Below are 19088 nucleotides of genomic sequence, written 5' to 3'. Positions count from 1 at the left end.
CTTGAGGCTCAGGGTCGGCTCGACCACGTCGAGGACGACCGCACGGTTGTCGTGCCGCGGACGTGGTCCGCAGCACAGGGGACAAGAGTAGGTGACACGGGCACCCGGGGGCCAACCCCGTCCGCGCCCGGTCGAGCGACCCTGCGCACGGCGTGATGCCGGCGCGCGGGAGCCCGCGGCCGGAGGATGCCGGCCGCGGGCGGGAGGTCACGCGGTGGTGTGCGCCTGGTAGCGCGCGATCTTCGCGAACTCCTCGGGGTCGAGGCTCGCGCCGCCGACGAGCACACCGTCGACGTCCGGCTGCGCCATGATCGCCGCGACGTTCGACGACTTCACCGAACCGCCGTAGAGCACGCGCGTGGCGGCCGCGACGTCGCCGTCGTACAGGTCGCCCAGGGCGCCGCGGATGGCCCCGCAGACCTCCTGCGCGTCCTCGGGCGTCGCGACCTCGCCGGTGCCGATGGCCCAGACGGGCTCGTAGGCGATGACGAGGTCGGCGAGCTGCGCCGCGGGGAGGCCCGCGAGCGCTCCCTCGACCTGCGCGAGCGTGTACGCGATCTGCTCGCCCGCCTTGCGGACGTCGAGGCCCTCGCCGACGCACAGGATCGGCGCGAGGCCCTGGCCCACGGCCGCGACGATCTTGGCGTTCACCAGCTCGTCCGACTCCGCGTGGTACTGCCGGCGCTCGGAGTGGCCGATCGCGACGTACGTGACGCCGAGCTTCGCGAGCATCGACGCCGCGATCTCGCCCGTGTAGGCGCCCGACGCGTGCGCGGAGACGTCCTGCGCGCCGTACTTCAGCTCGAGCTTGTCCGCGTCGACGAGGGTCTGCACGGACCGCAGGTCCGTGAAGGGAGGCAGCACGGCGACCTCGACGGCCGAGAAGTCGTGCTTGGCGTCCTTGAGGGACCACGCGAGCTTCTGCACGGTGTGCGTCGCCTCGTGGTGGTCCAGGTTCATCTTCCAGTTGCCCGCCATGAGCGGGGTGCGGTTCGCCACGGTGTGTCGTCTTCTCTCGTCATGACCGCGGCCCCGGTCCCCCGGGGCCGCGCGTCGGGTGTGCTACGAAGTGGTCAGGCCTCGAGGACCGAGATGCCCGGGAGGTCCTTGCCCTCGAGGAACTCGAGGCTGGCGCCGCCACCGGTGGAGATGTGGCTGAAGCCCGCCTCGTCGAACCCGAGGATGCGCACCGCCGCTGCGGAGTCGCCGCCACCGACGATCGTGAAGGCGCCGTTCCCCGTCGCGTCCACGAGTGCCTGCGCCACTGCGCGGGTGCCGCCGGAGAACGCGTCGAACTCGAACACGCCCGCCGGACCGTTCCAGACGACGGTCCGCGCGTCGACGATCTTGCTCGCGAAGAGCTCCGCCGAGGCCGGGCCGATGTCGAGCCCGATCTTGTCGGCGGGGATCGCGTCCGCGGCCACGACCTCGTGCGGCGAGTCCGCCGCGAACGCGTCCGCCGCGACGATGTCCGTCGGCAGGACGATCTCGACGCCGTTCTTCTCCGCGTCCGCGAGGTAGCCCTTGACGGTGTCGATCTGGTCCTCCTCGAGGAGGGACTTGCCGACGCCGTAGCCCTTCGCGGCGAGGAACGTGAACACCATGCCGCCGCCGATGAGCAGGCGGTCCGCCTTGGTGAGCAGGTTCGCGATGACGCCGAGCTTGTCGGAGACCTTCGAGCCGCCGAGCACGACCGCGTACGGGCGCTCGGGGTCCTCGGTGGCCTTGCGCAGCGAGTCGACCTCCTTGAGGACGAGCTCGCCGACCGCGGCGGGGAGCACCTTCGCGACGTCGTAGACGGACGCCTGCTTGCGGTGCACGACGCCGAAGCCGTCCGAGACGAACGCGTCGGCGAGGCCCGCGAGGTCGTTCGCGAGCGACGCGCGCTCCGCCTCGTCCTTGGACGTCTCGCGGGCGTCGAAGCGGATGTTCTCGAGCAGCGCCACCTCGCCCTCGCCGAGGGCCGCGACGGTCTCCTGGGCGGACGCGCCGACGGTGTCCTGCGCGAGGTGCACGGGCACCCCGAGCAGCTCGCCGAGGCGTGCGGCCACGGGCGCGAGGGAGAACGTCGGGTCCGGCTCGCCCTTGGGGCGGCCGAGGTGCGCGGTGACGACGACCTTCGCGCCCGCGTCCGTGAGCTTCTTCAGCGTCGGGAGCGCGGCGCGGATGCGCCCGTCGTCCGTGATGGTCGTCCCGTCGAGCGGGACGTTGAAGTCCGAGCGGACCAGCACGCGCTTGCCGCGCAGGTCACCCAGGTCGTCGATCGTCTTCATGAGGTCTCCTCCGGTTCCGTCGCCGTCGTGCGGCGCGCCGTCCCCGGCCCGGGACCGCCCGCACATGGGAACGCCCGCGTGCGCGTCGCCGGCCGTGGCCGACGACACGCACGCGGACGCATGATGATGCTCAGGTCTGGCGCTGCTGGAGCGGCAGGGTCAGAGCTTCTCGCCGACCAGCTGGGTCAGCGCGATGAGGCTGTTCGAGTAGCCCCACTCGTTGTCGTACCAGGAGACGACCTTGACCTGGTCGCCGATCACCTTGGTGAGCTTCGAGTCGAAGATGCTCTGGTGCGGGTCCGTGACGATGTCGCTCGAGACGATCTCGTCCTCGACGTAGGACAGGACGCCCTTGAGCGGCCCCTCGGCGGCGGCCTTGACCGCGGCGTTGACCTCCTCGACCGTCGTCTCCTTGCCGGCGGTGAACGTGAGGTCCGTCGCCGAGCCGGTGATCGTCGGCACGCGCAGGGCGAAGCCGTCGAGCTTGCCCTTGAGCTCGGGGAGCACGAGGGACACGGCCTTCGCGGCGCCCGTCGAGGTGGGGACGATGTTCTGCGCGGCGGCGCGGGCGCGGCGCAGGTCGCGGTGCGGGCCGTCCTGCAGGTTCTGGTCGCCCGTGTACGCGTGGATCGTCGTCATGAGACCGCGCTCGATGCCGATCGAGTCGTTGAGCGCCTTCGCCAGCGGGGCGAGGCAGTTCGTGGTGCACGACGCGTTGGAGATGATGTGGTGCGCGGCCGGGTCGTACTGGTCCGAGTTGACGCCGACGACGAACGTCGCGTCCTCGTTCTTCGCCGGGGCGGAGATGATGACCTTCTTGGCGCCGCCGTCGATGTGGGCCTTCGCCTTGGTCGCGTCGGTGAAGAAGCCGGTCGACTCGATGACGATGTCGGCGCCCAGCTCGCCCCAGGGGAGGTTCGCGGGGTCACGCTCGGCCAGCGCACGGATCTTCTTGCCGTCGACGATGATGTTCTCGTCGTCGAAGTCCACGCTCAGGGGGAAACGGCCGAGGACCGTGTCGTACTTGAGCAGGTGCGCGAGCGTCTTGTTGTCGGTGAGGTCGTTGACGCCCACGATCTCGATGTCAGCGCCCGACGCGACGATGGCGCGGTAGAAGTTCCGTCCGATACGACCGAAGCCGTTGATACCGACGCGGATGGTCACAATGCCCTCCTCAGGGCGCGCCGGTTGACCCGACGCACACGGTTGATGCCGAACGAGCACGTACGACGGCGTACGCAGGTGGTGATCACGCTCGTGCCCGCTGCCCGTTCCCGGCTCAGCACCCACCGTCCGCACGAGGGCCACGGCGACTGCCGGGACCACCCACGCCCACGAGGGGTGTCAGCGAAGGAGCACGTCGTCGTCACCTGACGTACCCGAGCCTATACCAACCCCTCTCCATCGTGTGACCTGGATCCCACGCTTCGGGACCATGGTCCCGTGCCTGCGTGTCGTCCGCGCGGGCCCGGCCGCGCTGCGGGCCTCACAGGTCGAGCAGCTCGGGGCTCAGGCCCGCCTCCGTGTCGGGGATGCCGAGCTCGGCGGCACGCTTGTCGGCGGTGGAGAGCAGGCGGCGGATCCGGCCGGCCACGGCGTCCTTCGTGAGGGGCGGGTCCGCGAGCTGGCCGAGCTCCTCGAGGGACGCCTGCTTGTGGGCGAGACGCAGCTCGCCCGCCTCGCGCAGGTGCTCGGGCAGGTCCGGCCCCAGGATCTCGAACGCCCGCTCGACCCGCGCGCCGGCCGCGACCGCCGCCCGCGCCGACCGGCGCAGGTTCGCGTCGTCGAAGTTCGCGAGGCGGTTCGCCGTGCCGCGCACCTCGCGGCGCGAACGCCGCTCCTCCCACACCTGCACCGCCTCGTGCGCGCCGAGACGTGCGAGCAGTGCGCTGATCGCGTCGCCGTCGCGGATCACCACACGATCGACCCCGCGCACCTCGCGCGACTTCGCCGACACCCCCAGGCGCCGCGCGGCGCCGACGAGCGCGAGCGCGGCCTCCGGCCCGGGGCACGTGACCTCCAGCGCGGAGGACCGGCCCGGCTCCGTGAGGGAGCCGTGGGCGAGGAACGCGCCGCGCCACGCTGCCTCGGCCTCCTCCACCCCGCCGGACACCACCTGCGGCGGCAGACCCCGCACGGGCCGACCACGCTGGTCGAGGAGGCCGGTCTGCCGGGCGAGCGACTCGCCGTCGCGCACCACCCGCACGACGTACCGGCTGCTCTTGCGCAGCCCCCCGGCGGAGACCACGATCAGCTCGCTCGTGTGGCCGTACACGTCCGTGATGGTCTCGCGCAGACGACGTGCGGCGATCGCGGTGTCGAGCTCCGCCTCGATGACGATCCGGCCGGAGATGAGGTGCAGGCCGCCCGAGAACCGCAGCATCGCCGAGACCTCGGCCTTGCGGCACGAGGTCTTGTCCACCCGCAGTCGTGCCAGCTCGTCCTTCACCTGTGCCGTGAGCGCCATGGCGCCATCCTGCCACCGATCCCGGGGCCGGGCGGGCCTACCGGCTGCGGGTGCCGACGTCCCCGAGGACGTCGTCGAACACGTCGCGGTAGGCGGCCGCGAGCCGCAGCGCGTCGTGCCGGGCCGTGCCGTCGCCGAGCGCGACCTGGCGCAGCAGCAGGCGCGCGCCCATCCGGTGCGCCGTCTCCACCAGCTGCTCGGTGTCCTCCACGGCCGTCGGGTCGGCGACGACCGCGTCGATCCGCAGGCCGGGTGCGTGCTTGTGCAGCGCCTCGAGGTGGTCCGTCGCGGTGAGGCCGTACGTCTCCCCCGCCTCGCTCGACAGGTTGAGGGTCACGCAGCGCCGCGCGCGCGTCTCGTGCAGCGCCCGCGCGAGCTCCGGGACGAGCAGGTGCGGCATGACCGACGAGAACCACGACCCGGGCCCGAGGACCACCCAGTCCGCCTCCCGGACGGCGGCGACCGCCTCGGGGCACGCCGGCGGGTCCGGCGGGAGGAGACGCAGCTGCTCGATGCGCCCGTGGGTCACGGCGACGCGGCTCTGCCCCGCGACCGTCTCGAGCTCGTCGCCCGTGCGCACGTCGGCCTCGATGCCGAGCGGGACGGACGCCATCGGCAGCACCCGTCCGCGCGCCCCGAGCAGACGGCCTACCCAGTCGAGGCCGGCGACCGGGTCGTCGAGGAGCTCCCACAGCGCCACGATGAGCAGGTTGCCGACGGCGTGGTTGTCGAGGTCGCCCTCGGAGGTGAACCGGTGCTGCAGCAGCGAGCTCCACGTGCGGCCCCACTCGGAGTCGTCGCACAGGGCCGCGAGCGCCATGCGCAGGTCCCCCGGCGGGAGGACGCCCAGCTCGTCGCGCAGCCGGCCCGACGACCCGCCGTCGTCGGCGACCGTCACGACGGCGGTGAGGCGGTCCGACATGAGGCGCAGCGCCGACAGGCTCGCGGACAGACCGTGGCCGCCACCCAGGGCGACGACGGCGGGCGAGGTCCTGCGCGCGACCACGGCCGGCGTCACTCCTTGCCCAGGTCGCGGGCCGTGACGGTGACGCGCTGGCCCTGGGCGCGCAGCCGGACGGCGAGCGCCTCGCTGATCGCGACCGACCGGTGCTTGCCGCCGGTGCACCCCACGGCGATCGTCACGTACCGCTTCTCCTCGCCCAGATAGCCCGCGAGGACGGGCTCGAGCGCGGCGGCGTACCGGTCCACGAACTCGGCCGCGCCCGGCCGGCCCAGCACGTAGTCGCGCACCGGGGCGTCGCGGCCCGTGAGGTGGCGCAGCTCGGTTATCCAGTAGGGGTTGGCGAGGAAGCGCACGTCGACCACGTGGTCCGCGTCGAGCGGGAGCCCGTACTTGAACCCGAACGACACCACGTTGATCCGCAGCGTGTCCGGCGTCCCGTCCGCGACGGCGGACCGGACCTCGCGCGCGAGGTCGTGCACGGTGAGCTCGGACGTGTCGATGACGACGTCGGCGCGTTCCTGGAGGCTCGCGAGCAGGCGCCGTTCCTCCGCGAGCCCTTCGAGGATGCGCCCCTCGCCCTGCAGCGGATGGGGACGGCGCACCTGCTCGTACCGGCGGACGAGCACCTCGTCGGACGCGTCGAGGTAGAGGATGCGGTAGAAGACCCCGCTCTGGCGGAGGTGGTCGAGCACCTCGACGAGGTCGGTGAAGAACTCGCGCCCCCGGACGTCGACGACCGCCCCGATGCGCTCCAGCGTGGAGCCGGACCGGGTCATGAGGTCGACGAGCGGCACGATCATGCGGGGCGGCAGGTTGTCGACGACGTACCAGTCGAGGTCCTCCAGGACGGCGGCCGCACGCGAGCGCCCCGCCCCCGACATCCCCGTGATGACGAGCACCTCCGCCTCGCGGCGCTCCGGCGCGTGGGTCGCCGCCTCGATCGCGGGGATCCCGTGGGGGACCGTGGTCGGGGAAGGGTCCGTGCTCATGCCCCCAGCATGCCAGCCGCTCACCGCGCCGCCGGGTCCGGCTCCGGAGTGTTGTCCGGACGGGCCGGGCCCGTCGACCCGCCCGACGCGTCGCCGGGTGCGGCGGGCGTGCCGGTGTCCGACGGCGCCGGGGCGAGCGCCGCGACGACGTTCCGGGCCGTGCGCAGCCCCATCCCGGGCACCTGCGCGATCTCCTCGGCCGTGGCGGCGCGCAGGCGCCGGACCGAGCCGAAGTGCTTGAGCAGCGCGGTCCGGCGGGCCGGCCCGAGCCCCGGGACGTCGTCCAGCGCCGAGGACGTCATCCCCTTGCTCCGCCGCTTGCGGTGGTGCGCGATCGCGAACCGGTGCGCCTCGTCCCGCACACGCTGCAGGAGGTAGAGCCCCTCGGACGAGCGCTGCAGGATCACCGGGTGGTCGTCGTCGGGCACCCACACCTCCTCAAGACGCTTCGCGAGGCCGCAGAGCGCGACGTCGTCGATCCCGAGCTCCGCGAGCGCTCGCGCGGCGGCCGCGACCTGGGGCGGGCCGCCGTCGACCACGACGAGGTTCGGCGGGTAGGCGAACCGTCCGCGCCGCTCGGGCGCCGCCTCGGGGTCGACCTCGCCGCTGCGGGGGACGTACCCCGCCGCCTGCGCGTCGGCGCGTGCGTCACCCGTCGCGTCCGAGGTGTCCGCGTCGAGGTCGACCTCGAGCCCGCCGAGCCGTTCGCGGTCGGCGAGGTAGCGGGAGAACCGGCGCGTGATCACCTCGTGCATCGCCGCGGTGTCGTCGCGCGCGCCGTCGCCGTCCGGGCCGCGCACCGTGAAGTGGCGGTACTCGCTCTTGCGCGCCAGCCCGTCCTCGAACACGACCATCGACGCGACCTGGAAGGTGCCCTGGTTGTGCGAGACGTCGTAGCACTCGATGCGCAGGGGGGCCGTGTCGAGGTCGAGGGCCTCCTGGATCTCCCGCAGCGCCTGGCTGCGGGTCGTGAGGTCGCCCGCCCGGCGGGTGCGGTGGAGCGCCAGCGCGTGCTCGGCGTTGGCCCGCACGGTCGCGGCCAGCTCCTTCTTGTCGCCGCGCTGGGGCACGCGCACGTCGACCCGCGCGCCCCGGAGACCGGTGAGCCAGGTCGTCACCTGCTCCTGGTCGGGCGGCAGCACGGGGACGAGCACCTCGCGGGGGACGACGTCGCGGGCGCCCCCGCGCGCGCCGGCGCCGGTGCGCGCGTCCACGGCCGCCGCGTCCTCGGCGGCGCCGTACACCTGCTGGAGCAGGTGCTCCACGAGCTCGCCGTCGGTGACGTCCTCGACCTTCTCGACGATCCAGCCGCGCTGGCCGCGGATGCGCCCGCCCCGCACGTGGAACACCTGGACGGCGGCCTCGAGCTCGTCCCCGACGAGCGCGAAGACGTCGGCGTCCGTCCCGTCGCCGAGGACGACGGCGTTCTTCTCGGTCGCGCGCTGCAGCGCGGCGATGTCGTCGCGCAGGCGGGCGGCGGCCTCGTACTCCATCGCCGCGGACGCCTCGCGCATCTTGCGCTCCAGGCGGCGCACGAACCGCTGGGTGTCCCCCGCCATGAAGTCGCAGAAGTCCTCGGCGAGCGCCGTGTGGTCCTCCGGGGTGATCCGCCCGACGCACGGCGCGGAGCACTTGTCGATGTACCCGAGCAGGCACGGCCGACCGGTCTGGTGCGCACGCTTGAAGACGCCCGCGGAGCACGTGCGGACCGGGAACACGCGCAGCAGCAGGTCGAGGGTCTCGCGGATCGCCCAGGCGTGCCCGTAGGGCCCGAAGTACCGCGTCCCCGGCCGCTTGGCCCCGCGCATGACCTGGGCGCGCGGGAACTCGTCGGACATCGTCACCGCGAGGTAGGGGTAGGACTTGTCGTCGCGGTACTTGACGTTGAAGCGCGGGTCGAACTCTTTGATCCACGTGTACTCGAGCGCGAGCGCCTCGACCTCCGTGCCGACGACCGTCCACTCGACGGACGCGGCCGTGGTGACCATCGTCTGCGTGCGGTGGTGCAGGTTGGCGACGTCCTGGAAGTAGCTCGACAGGCGCGCCCGGAGGTTCTTCGCCTTGCCCACGTAGACGACGCGGCCGTGCTCGTCCCGGAAGCGGTACACGCCGGGCGAGGTCGGGATCTCCCCCGGCGCAGGACGGTACGTCGCGGGGTCGGCCATGGTTCCCACCCTAGGTCAGCGCACCGACACCCGGACCGCCGCCTCGGGCTGTGACGTGGGCCACCCGTGGCTAGGGTGACCGGCATGGGCGCTCACCACGGCTACTCCGCGACGGTCCGGTGGACCGGTGCGGGACGCACCGGCACCACCTCCTACACGGCGTACGGGCGCGACCACGACGTGCTGCTCGACGGCCGCCCGCCGCTCCCCGGGTCGGCGGACCCCGCGTTCCGCGGCGACCCCGCGCGCTACAGCCCGGAGGAGCTCTTCGTCGTGAGCCTCTCGCAGTGCCACATGCTCTGGTTCCTGCACCTGGCCGCCGCGGCGGGCGTCGTCGTGCGCGAGTACGAGGACGCGGTCACCGGCACGATGCGCGTCGAGTCAGGCGGCGAGGGCCAGTTCACGGACGTGACGCTGCACCCGCGCGTCGTCGTGGACGACGGCACCGGGACCGACGACGCGTCCCTGGCCCTCCTGCACCGTCGCGCCCACGACCACTGCTTCCTCGCGCGCTCCGTGAACTTCCGCGTGCTCGTCGAGCCCGCGCCCGCGCGACGGCGCACGCCGGACGCCTGACGGGGCGCGCCGTCAGGCCGCCGAGGCCTTGCGCCGCGGCGACCGGCCGCCCTCGTCCGTCGCACGCCGCGCGCGCGACGACCGCCCGGTGCTCGCCTTCCCCGGCGCCGGGGCGGCCTTCTCCGTCGACGCACCGACCGGGACCGCCGGGTGCTGGTCGAGGATCTCCGCGAGGAACCGGCCCGTGTGGCTGGCCGCGACGCGCGCGACCTTCTCGGGCGTGCCCTGCGCCACGACCGTGCCACCCCCGGAGCCGCCCTCCGGACCCATGTCGACGACCCAGTCCGCGCTCTTGATGACGTCGAGGTTGTGCTCGATGACGAGGACGGTGTTGCCCTTGTCGACGAGCGACTGCAGCACGCCGAGGAGCTTGCGGATGTCCTCGAAGTGCAGACCGGTGGTCGGCTCGTCGAGCACGTAGATCGTGCGCCCCGTGGAACGCTTCTGCAGCTCGCTCGCGAGCTTGACGCGCTGCGCCTCGCCGCCCGAGAGGGTGGGCGCGGGCTGCCCGAGCCGGACGTAGCCCAGCCCCACCTCGACGAGCGTCTTGAGGTGCCGGGAGATCGCCGGGACGGCGGCGAAGAACTCCGCTGCCTCCTCGATCGGCATGTCGAGGACGTCCGCGACCGTCTTGCCCTTGAAGTGCACCTCGAGGGTCTCGCGGTTGTACCGCGCGCCGTGGCACACCTCGCACGGGACGTAGACGTCCGGGAGGAAGTTCATCTCGATCTTCAAGGTGCCGTCGCCCGAGCACGCCTCGCAGCGACCGCCCTTGACGTTGAACGAGAAGCGCCCGGGGGTGTACCCGCGGACCTTCGCCTCGGTCGTCTCCGCGAAGAGCTTGCGCACGTGGTCCCACACGCCCGTGTAGGTGGCGGGGTTCGAGCGCGGTGTCCGGCCGATCGGCCCCTGGTCGACGTGCACCACCTTGTCGAGGTGGTCCAGCCCCGTCACCCGTGTGTGGCGGCCGGCGACCTGGCGGGCGCCGTTGAGCTCGTTCGCGAGCACCGTGTAGAGGATCGAGTTCACCAGCGTCGACTTGCCCGACCCCGAGACGCCGGTGACCGCGGTGAACGTCCCGAGCGGGAAGCTCACGTCGATCCCCGTGAGGTTGTGCTCGCGCGCCCCGACGACCTTCACCTGCCGCTCCGGGTCGGTGGGGCGCCGCTCGGCGGGCAGCGGGATGCTGCGACGCCCGGACAGGTAGGCGCCCGTGACGGACTCCGGCGCCTCGAGCAGACCCGCGTAGTCGCCCGAGTGGACGACGCGCCCGCCGTGCTCCCCCGCGCCGGGGCCGATGTCGACGATCCAGTCGGCGGTCCGGATCGTGTCCTCGTCGTGCTCCACGACGATGAGCGTGTTCCCGAGGTCACGCAGACGGGTCAGCGTCTCGATGAGGCGCCGGTTGTCGCGCTGGTGCAGGCCGATGCTCGGCTCGTCGAGGACGTACAGGACGCCGACGAGGCCCGAGCCGATCTGCGTCGCGAGCCGGATGCGCTGGGCCTCGCCGCCCGACAGCGTCGCCGCCGGCCGTTCGAGGGAGAGGTAGTCGAGGCCGACGTCGAGGAGGAAGCCCAGGCGCGCGTCGATCTCCTTGAGCACCTCGGCCGCGATGGCACGCTCGCGCTGCCCGAGCTCGAGCGCACCGAGGAACTGCGCGGCCTCGCGCAGCGGCAGCCGGCACACGTCCCAGATCGACTTCCCGCCGACCTTGACCGCGAGCACCTCGGGCTTGAGGCGCGCGCCGCGGCACACCGGGCACGGCACCTCGCGCATGTACGCCTCGTACTTCTCCTTCGACCAGTCCGACTCGGTCTCGGTGTGGCGACGCTCGAGGAAGGTGATCACGCCCTCGAACCCCGTGGAGTACTGCCGCTCGCGACCCCACCGGTTCTTGTAGCGCACGTGCACCTCGTGGTTCTGCCCGTGGAGCACGGCCTTGCGCGCGCGCTCCGGCAGCGCGCGCCACGGGGTGTCCATCGAGAAGCCGAGGTCGTCCGCGAGCGCCGTGAGCACCCGCTCGAAGTACTCCGAGGAGACCTGCGCCCACGGCACCACCGCACCCTCGCGCAGGGACTTCTCCTCGTCCGGGACGACGAGGTCGGGGTCGACCTCGAGCCGGAACCCGATGCCCGTGCACTCCGGGCACGCGCCGTACGGGGCGTTGAAGGAGAAGGTGCGCGGCTCGACCTCGTCGAGCGCGAGCTCGTGGTCGTTGGGGCACGCACGCTTCTCGGAGAAGCGGCGCTCGCGCGCCGGGTCGTCGGCGTCCGCGTCGACGAGCTCGACGACGACGAGCCCGCCGGCGAGACCCAGCGCCGTCTCGACCGAGTCGGTGAGACGCCGCTGCACGCCCTCGCGCGCGACGAGCCGGTCCACGACCACCTCGATGTCGTGCTTGAGCTTCTTCTCCAGGACGGGCGGGTCGGTGAGCGTGCGCACCTCGCCGTCGACGCGGGCGCGCGCGAAGCCCTTGGCCTGGAGCTCCTTGAACAGCTCGGAGTACTCGCCCTTGCGCCCGCGGACCACGGGGGCGAGCACCTGGTAGCGCGTGCCCTCGGGGAGCTCGAGGAGACGGTCGACGATCTGCTGCGGCGTCTGCGCGGTGACGCGCTCGCCGCACACCGGGCAGTGCTGGGTCCCCGCGCGCGAGAACAGCAGGCGCAGGTAGTCGTAGACCTCGGTGATCGTGCCGACGGTCGAGCGCGGGTTGCGGTTCGTCGACTTCTGGTCGATCGAGACCGCCGGCGACAGGCCCTCGATGAAGTCGACGTCGGGCTTGTCCATCTGACCGAGGAACTGGCGCGCATAGGCGGACAGGGACTCCACGTAGCGGCGCTGTCCCTCCGCGAAGATCGTGTCGAAGGCGAGCGAGGACTTGCCCGAGCCCGACAGCCCCGTGAAGACGATGAGCCGGTCGCGCGGGAGGTCGAGGTCGACGTCGCGCAGGTTGTGCTCGCGGGCACCGGAGATGACGAGGCGATTGCTCACCGCACGATGGTACGACCGCCCTCCGACACTCGCACACGTGTTCGACGTCTCTCCCCCGTTCTCCCACGAGACGTCGCCCGCCCCTGCACGACATCCGGCGCGGCCGGGTCACACTGGTCCGCATGACGTACACGGGAGCGGTCGCGGTGGGCGGGCCGGCGGACCTGCGCCGGCTGGACGACCTCGAGATCCGCAAGCTCGCGGTGGGGCCGATGGAGAACGACGCCTACCTCCTCACCTGCCGCCGCTCCGGGGAGCACCTCCTCGTCGACGCCGCGGCCGAGCCCGCGCGGCTCCTCGACCTCGTCACGGACGCCGGCCCCGGGCCGCTCACGACGGTCGTCACGACCCACCGCCACCGCGACCACGTCGCCGCCCTCGCCGAGGTCGTCGCCGCGACGGGCGCGACCGTCGCCGCCGGGGAGGAGGACGCGGACGCCGTCGAGCACGCGACCGGTGTCACGGTCGGGCGACGCCTGCACCACGGCGACCGGGTCGGTGTCGGGCACCTCGGGCTCGAGGTGGTCGCCCTGCGCGGCCACACGCCCGGCTCGATAGCGCTCCGCTACTCCGAGCCCGACGCCGTCCGGGAGGCCGGGGCCGTCCCCGGCCGGGCGCACGTGTTCACCGGCGACTCGCTGTTCCCCGGCGGTCTCGGCAGGACGGACCACGACCCGGAGCGGTTCGCACGGCTGCTGGACGACGTCACCCACCGCGTGTTCGACCGGTTCGGCGACGACACCTGGGTCTACCCGGGCCACGGCCCCGACACCACGCTCGGCGCCGAGCGCCCGCACCTCCCGGCGTGGGCCGCCCGCGGCTGGTGACCCGCCGGCCGACCGCGGAGCACGACGACGCGCGTCAGCGCGCCCCGGGCAGCACCCTCGGCTCGACGCGCGCCTCCTCGGCCGTCGCCTCGCCGTCCGGACCGGACGCGCGCGTCACCCGCCACGCCGCGGCGCCGCGCCGCTCGGTCACGGCCTCGACCAGACGGGGGCCGCGGTAGACAAGGCCGACACCGTCGTCGCTCGCGTACGAGGTCGGCAGCGCGCCCTCCGCGACGAGCCGGTGCAGCAGCGGACGCCGCCCGGGCTCGGCGTCGTAGTGGACGCCGTTGCCGAACGGGACGAACGCCAGCGCGTCCGTCACCGGCCGCAGATCGGGCCCGAACGAGTCCGTGGGTCCACCCACGTGCCAGCAGATCGATCCCGCGCTGACCCCCGCGAGCACGACCCCGGACTCCCCGACCGCGCGCAGGACGCGCGGGAGGTCGTGCGCGCGCCACACGGCGAGGAGGTTGACGACGGACCCGCCGCCGACCCACACGACGTCCTGCTCGCGCAGGTACCCCTCGACGTCGTTGACGTTCGGCATCGAGAAGAGGGACAGGTGGGACATACCGAACCCGGCGACCCGCGCGGCCTCGTCCAGCTCGGCGTGGAACCAGGTCTGGTCCCCGCCCGCCGTCCCGAGGTGGCAGACGCGCGGCGTTCCCGCGGCGCCCGACAGCTCGGCCGCGTGGTGCACGAGCGGGCCGAGCGCCAGACGGGTCCGGTGCCCGGGCGCGTACCCGCCCGAGGTCGCGAGGATCGTGAGGTCGCCCATGGGACGCGACCCTAGGGGGACGCTCCGCCGACCGCCACGTCATTCGACGGCGGTCGCCCACCCGGGCGGAGCACCGCGGACGGACGCCACCCGGCCCGAGCGGCGCTGGTTCAATGGCGCCATGCCGATCCACGCCGTGACCTACGTCTACCCCGACCGACCCGCCGAGCTCGACGCCGTCCGCCCCGAGCACCGGGCCTTCCTGCGCGGCCTGCACGAGCAGGGCGCGCTCCTCGCGTCGGGCCCGCTCGCCGCCACCGCGGACGCCCCCGCCGGCGCGCTGCTCATCGTCGACGCCGCGAGCGTCGACGCCGCGGCCGAGCTCCTCGACGCGGACCCGTTCGCCCGCGCCGGCCTCGTCGCCGAGCGGTCGGTCCGCCCGTGGTCGCCCGTGATCGGCGACTGGGCGCACCGGGTCTGACCCGTCAGCGGCGCTCGGGCGGCGTCCCCCAGGTCGGGGTGTCGCCGCCCGTGCCGTCGACCACGTCGGCAGCGTCGTCGATCACCTCGTCGCGCACCGCGTCGTGCACCTCGTCGACCACGTCGTCCGGCCCGTCCGTCGCGTCGACGGTCTGCGGCGACGCGGCGTCCGTCTCCGTGCCCGGTCGTCCACGACCCGTGCGGAGCAGGCTCGCGACGGTCGTCACCGCGAGCGCGCCGACGATGACGACGAGCGAGAGCCAGATGGGGACCGTCGGCACCGCCGCGAGGTGCTCGCCGCCGTTCACGAACGGCAGGGAGTTCTCGTGCAGCGCCTCGAGGATGAGCTTGACGCCGATGAACCCGAGGATCACGGCGAGACCGATCGGCAGGTAGACGAGCCGCTCCAGCAACCCACCGAGCAGGAAGTAGAGCTGGCGCAGGCCCATGAGCGCGAAGACGTTCGTCGTGAACACGATGAACGGGTCCTGCGTGAGGCCGAAGATCGCCGGGATCGAGTCGAACGCGAACAGCAGGTCGGTGCTGCCGATCGCGAGGAAGACGACGACGAGCGGCGTGAACACGGTCCGGCCGTCCTCGACCGTGCGCAGCCGCCCGCCGTCGTACCGCGTGCCGATGGGCAGCACGCGCCGCAGCGCGCGCACCGCCCGGTTCTCGCGGTACTCCTCCGGGTCGTCGTCGCCCGTCACGAGCTTGACCGCCGTGTACACGAGGAACGCGCCGAACAGGTAGAACACCCACACGAACTCGGCGATGATCGCCGCCCCCGCGAGGATGAACGCCCCGCGCAGCACGAGGGCGACGATGATCCCCACCATGAGGACCCGCTGCTGCTGCTCCCGCGGGACCGCGAACCTCGACATGATGATGACGAACACGAAGAGGTTGTCGACCGACAGGCTGTACTCCGTGAGCCAGCCCGCGTAGAACTCCCCCGCCGGGGCGGCTCCCCCCACGGCTCCCACGAGCGCGCCGAACACGAGGGCGAGGGCGACGTAGAACCCCACCCACAGCGCGCTCTCCCGCATCGACGGGACGTGCGGCCGACGGCCGACGACGAGCAGGTCGACGACCAGCAGCGCGGCGAGCGCCGCCAGCGACGCCCACTCGAACCACAGGGGGAGCTCGTGGATCATCCGGCGTCAGGCCCCGCGCTCTCGCGGCGGTCCTCGCTCGCGACGAGCGCGCGCCGGCGCCGGTCGGCCGCGAGGCTCGCGATCGTCGTGATGGCGAGGACGACGACGATGAAGCTCAGCGACACGGTCGTCGAGATCTCCGGGATCGCGGTGATGTGCTCGCCACCGTTGATGAAGGGCACCTCGTTGGTGTGCAGCGCGTGGATGACCAGCTTGACGCCGATGAACCCGAGGATCGCCGCGAGGCCGTAGTTGAGGTAGACGAGTCGGTCGAGCAGGCCGTCGATGAGGAAGTAGAGCTGGCGAAGACCCAGCAGCGAGAACGCGTTCGCGGCGAAGACGAGGTAGGTCTCCTGCGTGAGGCCGAAGATCGCGGGGATCGAGTCGACCGCGAAGAGGAGGTCGGCGCTGCCGATCGCGATCATGACGATGAGCATCGGCGTGATGAACCGTCGCCCGTCGATCTTCGTCGTGAGCTTGTCCTCGACGTAGTCGTCCGTCGTCGGGAAGAGCCGGCGGGTGAGGCGCAGGACGCCGTTCTCCTCGAACTCCTCGTCGTGGGACGTCCCGGCGCGCGCCTGGGAGATCGCGGTCCAGATGAGGAACGCCCCGAAGATGTAGAAGACCCAGGCCCAGTTCTCGATGATCGCCGCGCCCAGGAAGATGAAGATGGTCCGCAGGATCAGCGCGATGGTGATGCCGATGAGCAGCACCTTCTGCTGGTACTCCCGCGGGACGCGGAAGCTCGACATGATGAGGACGAACACGAAGAGGTTGTCGACCGACAGGCTCTTCTCCGTGATGTACCCGGCGAAGTACTCCCCGCCGTAGGTGCCGCCCCAGACGGCCCAGACGATGCCGCCGAAGACGACGGCGATCGCCACGTACGCGATCGACCAGCGGGTCGCCTCGCGCAGGCTCGGCGCGTGCGGCGTGCGCACGTGGCCGACGTAGTCGACGGCGAGCATCGCGAGGATGGCGCCGACGGTGATGGCCCAGACCCAGACGGGGACGTCCATGCAGGAACCTCCGGTACGTAGGTGCGTTCGAGTACCGAAGGTCTCTTCCGCCACGCACCGCCACGCGCACCCGCACGAGGCGCGGGCAGGTGGTTGCGGGACCGGTGACACCGGGCCGACGACGACGCCGGCCGTGATGACGACATCACCGCGGAGGAATACTCCCCTTCAACGAGGTGCCAGCATAGGCCATGCACGTCCGCCAGGGCACGACGTCCCGTGGTGCGCGTGCCTGTCGACCCGAGCCGACCCGGCCCGGCCCGGCCCGGACGGTCAGGCCGTCGCCGCCTGCATCTGGCGCAGCTCCTTCTTCAGGCCGGAGATCTCGTCGCGCAGGCGCGCCGCGAGCTCGAACTGCAGCTCGCCGGCCGCCGCGTGCATCTGGTCGCTCAGCTCCTGGATGAGCTGCGCCAGGTCGCTCGCCGCGGCACCCGCGAGCCGGTTGCCCGACGTCGCGCCCTCCTTCGGCGCGCCGGGCACCGGGGCCTTCGCCTGACCGCCCTTGCCCGGACGGCGGTAGCCGCCCGCGAGGAGCTCGGCGGTGTCGACGTCCTCGCGCGCCAGCATGTCGGTGACGTCGGAGATCTTCTTGCGCAGCGGCGTCGGGTCGATGCCGTGCTCGCGGTTGTACGCCACCTGCTTCTCGCGGCGCCGCTCGGTCTCCTCGATCGCGGCCGCCATGGCGGGCGTGATCTTGTCGGCGTACATGTGCACCTCGCCCGAGACGTTGCGGGCCGCGCGACCGATGGTCTGGATGAGCGACGTCGGGGAGCGCAGGAAGCCCTCCTTGTCGGCGTCGAGGATCGCGACGAGGGACACCTCGGGCAGGTCCAGGCCCTCCCGCAGCAGGTTGATGCCCACCAGCACGTCGTACTGCCCGAGGCGCAGCTCGCGCAGGAGCTCGACGCGGCGCAGCGTGTCGACCTCGGAGTGCAGGTAGCGCACCCGCACGTCCTTCTCCAGCAGGTAGTCGGTGAGGTCCTCGGCCATCTTCTTCGTGAGCGTCGTGACGAGCACGCGCTCGTCGCGCTCCGCCCGCTCCCGGATCTCGTGCAGCAGGTCGTCGATCTGGCCCGTCGTCGGCTTGACGACGACCTCGGGGTCCACGAGGCCCGTGGGGCGGATGATCTGCTCCACCACGCCGTCGGACATCGACATCTCGTAGGGACCCGGGGTCGCGGAGAGGTAGACGGTCTGGCCGATGCGCTCGACGAACTCCTCCCAGCGCAGCGGGCGGTTGTCCGTCGCGCTCGGCAGCCGGAACCCGTGGTCCACGAGGCTCCGCTTGCGGGACATGTCGCCCTCGAACATCGCCCCGATCTGCGGCACCGTGACGTGCGACTCGTCGATGACGAGGAGGAAGTCCTCCGGGAAGTAGTCGAGCAGGGTGTTCGGCGGCGAGCCGGACTCGCGCCCGTCGATGTGCCGCGAGTAGTTCTCGATCCCCGAGCAGGTGCCGATCTGCCGCATCATCTCGATGTCGTACGTCGTGCGCATGCGCAGGCGCTGTGCCTCGAGCAGCTTGTTCTGGCGCTCCAGCTCGTCCAGCCGCTCCGCCAGCTCCGCCTCGATGGAGGTGATGGCGCGCTCCATGCGCTCGGGGCCGGCGACGTAGTGCGTCGCGGGGAACACGTGGACCGACGGCTCCGAACGGATCACGTCGCCCGTGAGGGGGTGCAGCGTCTGGATGGACTCGATCTCGTCCCCGAAGAACTCGATCCGGATCGCGAGCTCCTCGTAGACCGGGATGATCTCGACCGTGTCGCCGCGGACCCGGAAGGTGCCGCGCGTGAACGCCAGGTCGTTGCGCGAGTACTGCATGGTGACGAACTGCCGCAGCAGGTCGTCACGCTCGACCTGCGTGCCGACGTCGAGCCGGACCATGCGGTCCACGTACTCCTGCGGCGTCCCCAGGCCGTAGATGCACGAGACGGACGCGACCACCACGACGTCGCGCCGCGTGAGGAGCGAGCTCGTCGCGGAGTGCCGCAGCCGCTCGACCTCGTCGTTGATCGACGAGTCCTTCTCGATGTAGGTGTCCGTCTGCGCGATGTACGCCTCGGGCTGGTAGTAGTCGTAGTACGACACGAAGTACTCGACCGCGTTGTTCGGCAGCAGCTCGCGGAACTCCGTCGCGAGCTGCGCGGCGAGGGTCTTGTTGGGCGCCATGACGAGCGTCGGACGCTGCAGCTCCTCGATCAGCCAGGCCGTCGTCGCCGACTTGCCGGTCCCCGTCGCGCCGAGGAGCACGACGTCCTTCTCCCCCGCGCGGACCCGCCCCGACAGGTCCGCGATGGCCGTCGGCTGGTCGCCGGACGGGCTGTACTCGGAGATCACCTCGAACCGTGCGTCGGCTCGCTGGAGGTCGGTGACAGGGCGCATGCGTCCCACCGTACGACCCGCCGCCCACACCGGCGCCCGGTCGGCCCCGCACCCCGCCCGGAGCGGTCGTCGAGCGGTCG

General features: G+C 72.3%; 15 protein-coding genes. 3 read left to right on the top strand and 12 right to left on the bottom strand.

What is annotated here, in order from left to right; genetic code table 11:
- Positions 1–207: 207 nt before the first annotated feature.
- The 7 genes from tpiA to uvrC all read right to left on the bottom strand — a co-directional run bounded on the left by tpiA (position 208) and on the right by uvrC (position 8858).
- Positions 208–999, bottom strand: a complete 792-nt coding sequence (gene tpiA, locus LGQ04_RS12695) for a triose-phosphate isomerase (protein ID WP_229244215.1) — start codon at positions 997–999, stop codon at positions 208–210.
- A gap of 74 nt (positions 1000–1073) precedes the next feature.
- Positions 1074–2273, bottom strand: a complete 1200-nt coding sequence (locus LGQ04_RS12690) for a phosphoglycerate kinase (protein ID WP_229244214.1) — start codon at positions 2271–2273, stop codon at positions 1074–1076.
- Positions 2274–2432: 159 nt separating this feature from the next.
- Positions 2433–3437 carry a type I glyceraldehyde-3-phosphate dehydrogenase gene (gap, locus tag LGQ04_RS12685; protein WP_229244213.1) on the bottom strand — a complete coding sequence of 335 codons (1005 nt, stop codon included), beginning with the start codon at positions 3435–3437 and terminating at the stop codon, positions 2433–2435.
- Positions 3438–3759: 322 nt separating this feature from the next.
- Positions 3760–4740, bottom strand: a complete 981-nt coding sequence (gene whiA, locus LGQ04_RS12680) for a DNA-binding protein WhiA (RefSeq protein WP_229244212.1) — start codon at positions 4738–4740, stop codon at positions 3760–3762.
- A 37-nt stretch (positions 4741–4777) separates the two neighbouring features.
- Entirely contained in the window at positions 4778–5746 is a 969-nt protein-coding gene (locus LGQ04_RS12675; protein ID WP_229244211.1) for a gluconeogenesis factor YvcK family protein, read from the bottom strand.
- 8 nt (positions 5747–5754) lie between these two features.
- Positions 5755–6693, bottom strand: coding sequence for an RNase adapter RapZ (rapZ, locus tag LGQ04_RS12670; protein WP_229244209.1), 939 nt, complete (start codon positions 6691–6693; stop codon positions 5755–5757).
- A 20-nt stretch (positions 6694–6713) separates the two neighbouring features.
- Positions 6714–8858 (bottom strand): excinuclease ABC subunit UvrC, encoded by a 2145-nt coding sequence (gene uvrC, locus LGQ04_RS12665; protein WP_229244207.1) that lies wholly within the window; start codon positions 8856–8858, stop codon positions 6714–6716.
- Positions 8859–8942: 84 nt separating this feature from the next.
- Here uvrC and LGQ04_RS12660 point away from each other — a divergent pair, with 84 nt between their 5' ends.
- The gene (locus tag LGQ04_RS12660; protein ID WP_229244205.1) at positions 8943–9434 is read left to right on the top strand and encodes an OsmC family protein; all 492 of its coding nucleotides are present in this window, start codon (positions 8943–8945) and stop codon (positions 9432–9434) included.
- 12 nt (positions 9435–9446) lie between these two features.
- Here the strand turns inward: LGQ04_RS12660 and uvrA are convergent, their stop codons facing one another.
- Positions 9447–12425, bottom strand: a complete 2979-nt coding sequence (uvrA, locus tag LGQ04_RS12655) for an excinuclease ABC subunit UvrA (protein WP_229244203.1) — start codon at positions 12423–12425, stop codon at positions 9447–9449.
- A 122-nt stretch (positions 12426–12547) separates the two neighbouring features.
- On the opposite strand from uvrA, the gene LGQ04_RS12650 reads away from it, so the two are divergent.
- Positions 12548–13252, top strand: coding sequence for an MBL fold metallo-hydrolase (locus tag LGQ04_RS12650; protein ID WP_229244195.1), 705 nt, complete (start codon positions 12548–12550; stop codon positions 13250–13252).
- Between the two features lie 34 nt (positions 13253–13286).
- On the opposite strand, the gene LGQ04_RS12645 is transcribed toward LGQ04_RS12650, so the two are convergent.
- On the bottom strand, positions 13287–14030 hold the full coding sequence (locus LGQ04_RS12645) for a Type 1 glutamine amidotransferase-like domain-containing protein (RefSeq protein WP_229244191.1): 744 nt from the start codon (positions 14028–14030) through the stop codon (positions 13287–13289).
- A gap of 121 nt (positions 14031–14151) precedes the next feature.
- On the opposite strand from LGQ04_RS12645, the gene LGQ04_RS12640 reads away from it, so the two are divergent.
- On the top strand, positions 14152–14451 hold the full coding sequence (locus LGQ04_RS12640; RefSeq protein WP_229244189.1) for a YciI family protein: 300 nt from the start codon (positions 14152–14154) through the stop codon (positions 14449–14451).
- 4 nt (positions 14452–14455) lie between these two features.
- On the opposite strand, the gene LGQ04_RS12635 is transcribed toward LGQ04_RS12640, so the two are convergent.
- From LGQ04_RS12635 to uvrB, 3 genes are all read right to left on the bottom strand, one after another.
- Positions 14456–15607, bottom strand: coding sequence for a TerC family protein (locus LGQ04_RS12635; protein WP_229244187.1), 1152 nt, complete (start codon positions 15605–15607; stop codon positions 14456–14458).
- Positions 15604–16626, bottom strand: coding sequence for a TerC family protein (locus LGQ04_RS12630; protein WP_229244185.1), 1023 nt, complete (start codon positions 16624–16626; stop codon positions 15604–15606). The genes LGQ04_RS12635 and LGQ04_RS12630 overlap by 4 nt, the downstream gene beginning before the upstream one ends.
- Positions 16627–16899: 273 nt before the next feature.
- The gene (gene uvrB, locus LGQ04_RS12625) at positions 16900–19008 is read right to left on the bottom strand and encodes an excinuclease ABC subunit UvrB (protein ID WP_229244177.1); all 2109 of its coding nucleotides are present in this window, start codon (positions 19006–19008) and stop codon (positions 16900–16902) included.
- Between the last annotated feature and the right edge of the window lie 80 nt (positions 19009–19088).

This window comes from Cellulosimicrobium marinum, assembly GCF_020551945.1.
Taxonomy (GTDB): domain Bacteria; phylum Actinomycetota; class Actinomycetes; order Actinomycetales; family Cellulomonadaceae; genus Cellulosimicrobium; species Cellulosimicrobium marinum.
This window is presented reverse-complemented; position numbering and strand designations above follow the sequence as displayed.

Bases quoted from the DNA above. Each gene is read 5' to 3' on its own strand.
- LGQ04_RS12645 (WP_229244191.1), bottom strand. From the start codon at position 14,030: ATGGGCGACCTCACGATCCTCGCGACCTCGGGCGGGTACGCGCCCGGG.
- LGQ04_RS12630 (WP_229244185.1), bottom strand. From the start codon at position 16,626: ATGGACGTCCCCGTCTGGGTCTGGGCCATCACCGTCGGCGCCATCCTC.
- LGQ04_RS12640 (WP_229244189.1), top strand. From the start codon at position 14,152: ATGCCGATCCACGCCGTGACCTACGTCTACCCCGACCGACCCGCCGAG.
- uvrC (WP_229244207.1), bottom strand. From the start codon at position 8,858: ATGGCCGACCCCGCGACGTACCGTCCTGCGCCGGGGGAGATCCCGACC.
- rapZ (WP_229244209.1), bottom strand. From the start codon at position 6,693: ATGAGCACGGACCCTTCCCCGACCACGGTCCCCCACGGGATCCCCGCG.
- LGQ04_RS12635 (WP_229244187.1), bottom strand. From the start codon at position 15,607: ATGATCCACGAGCTCCCCCTGTGGTTCGAGTGGGCGTCGCTGGCGGCG.
- LGQ04_RS12690 (WP_229244214.1), bottom strand. From the start codon at position 2,273: ATGAAGACGATCGACGACCTGGGTGACCTGCGCGGCAAGCGCGTGCTG.
- LGQ04_RS12650 (WP_229244195.1), top strand. From the start codon at position 12,548: ATGACGTACACGGGAGCGGTCGCGGTGGGCGGGCCGGCGGACCTGCGC.
- whiA (WP_229244212.1), bottom strand. From the start codon at position 4,740: ATGGCGCTCACGGCACAGGTGAAGGACGAGCTGGCACGACTGCGGGTG.
- LGQ04_RS12660 (WP_229244205.1), top strand. From the start codon at position 8,943: ATGGGCGCTCACCACGGCTACTCCGCGACGGTCCGGTGGACCGGTGCG.
- uvrB (WP_229244177.1), bottom strand. From the start codon at position 19,008: ATGCGCCCTGTCACCGACCTCCAGCGAGCCGACGCACGGTTCGAGGTG.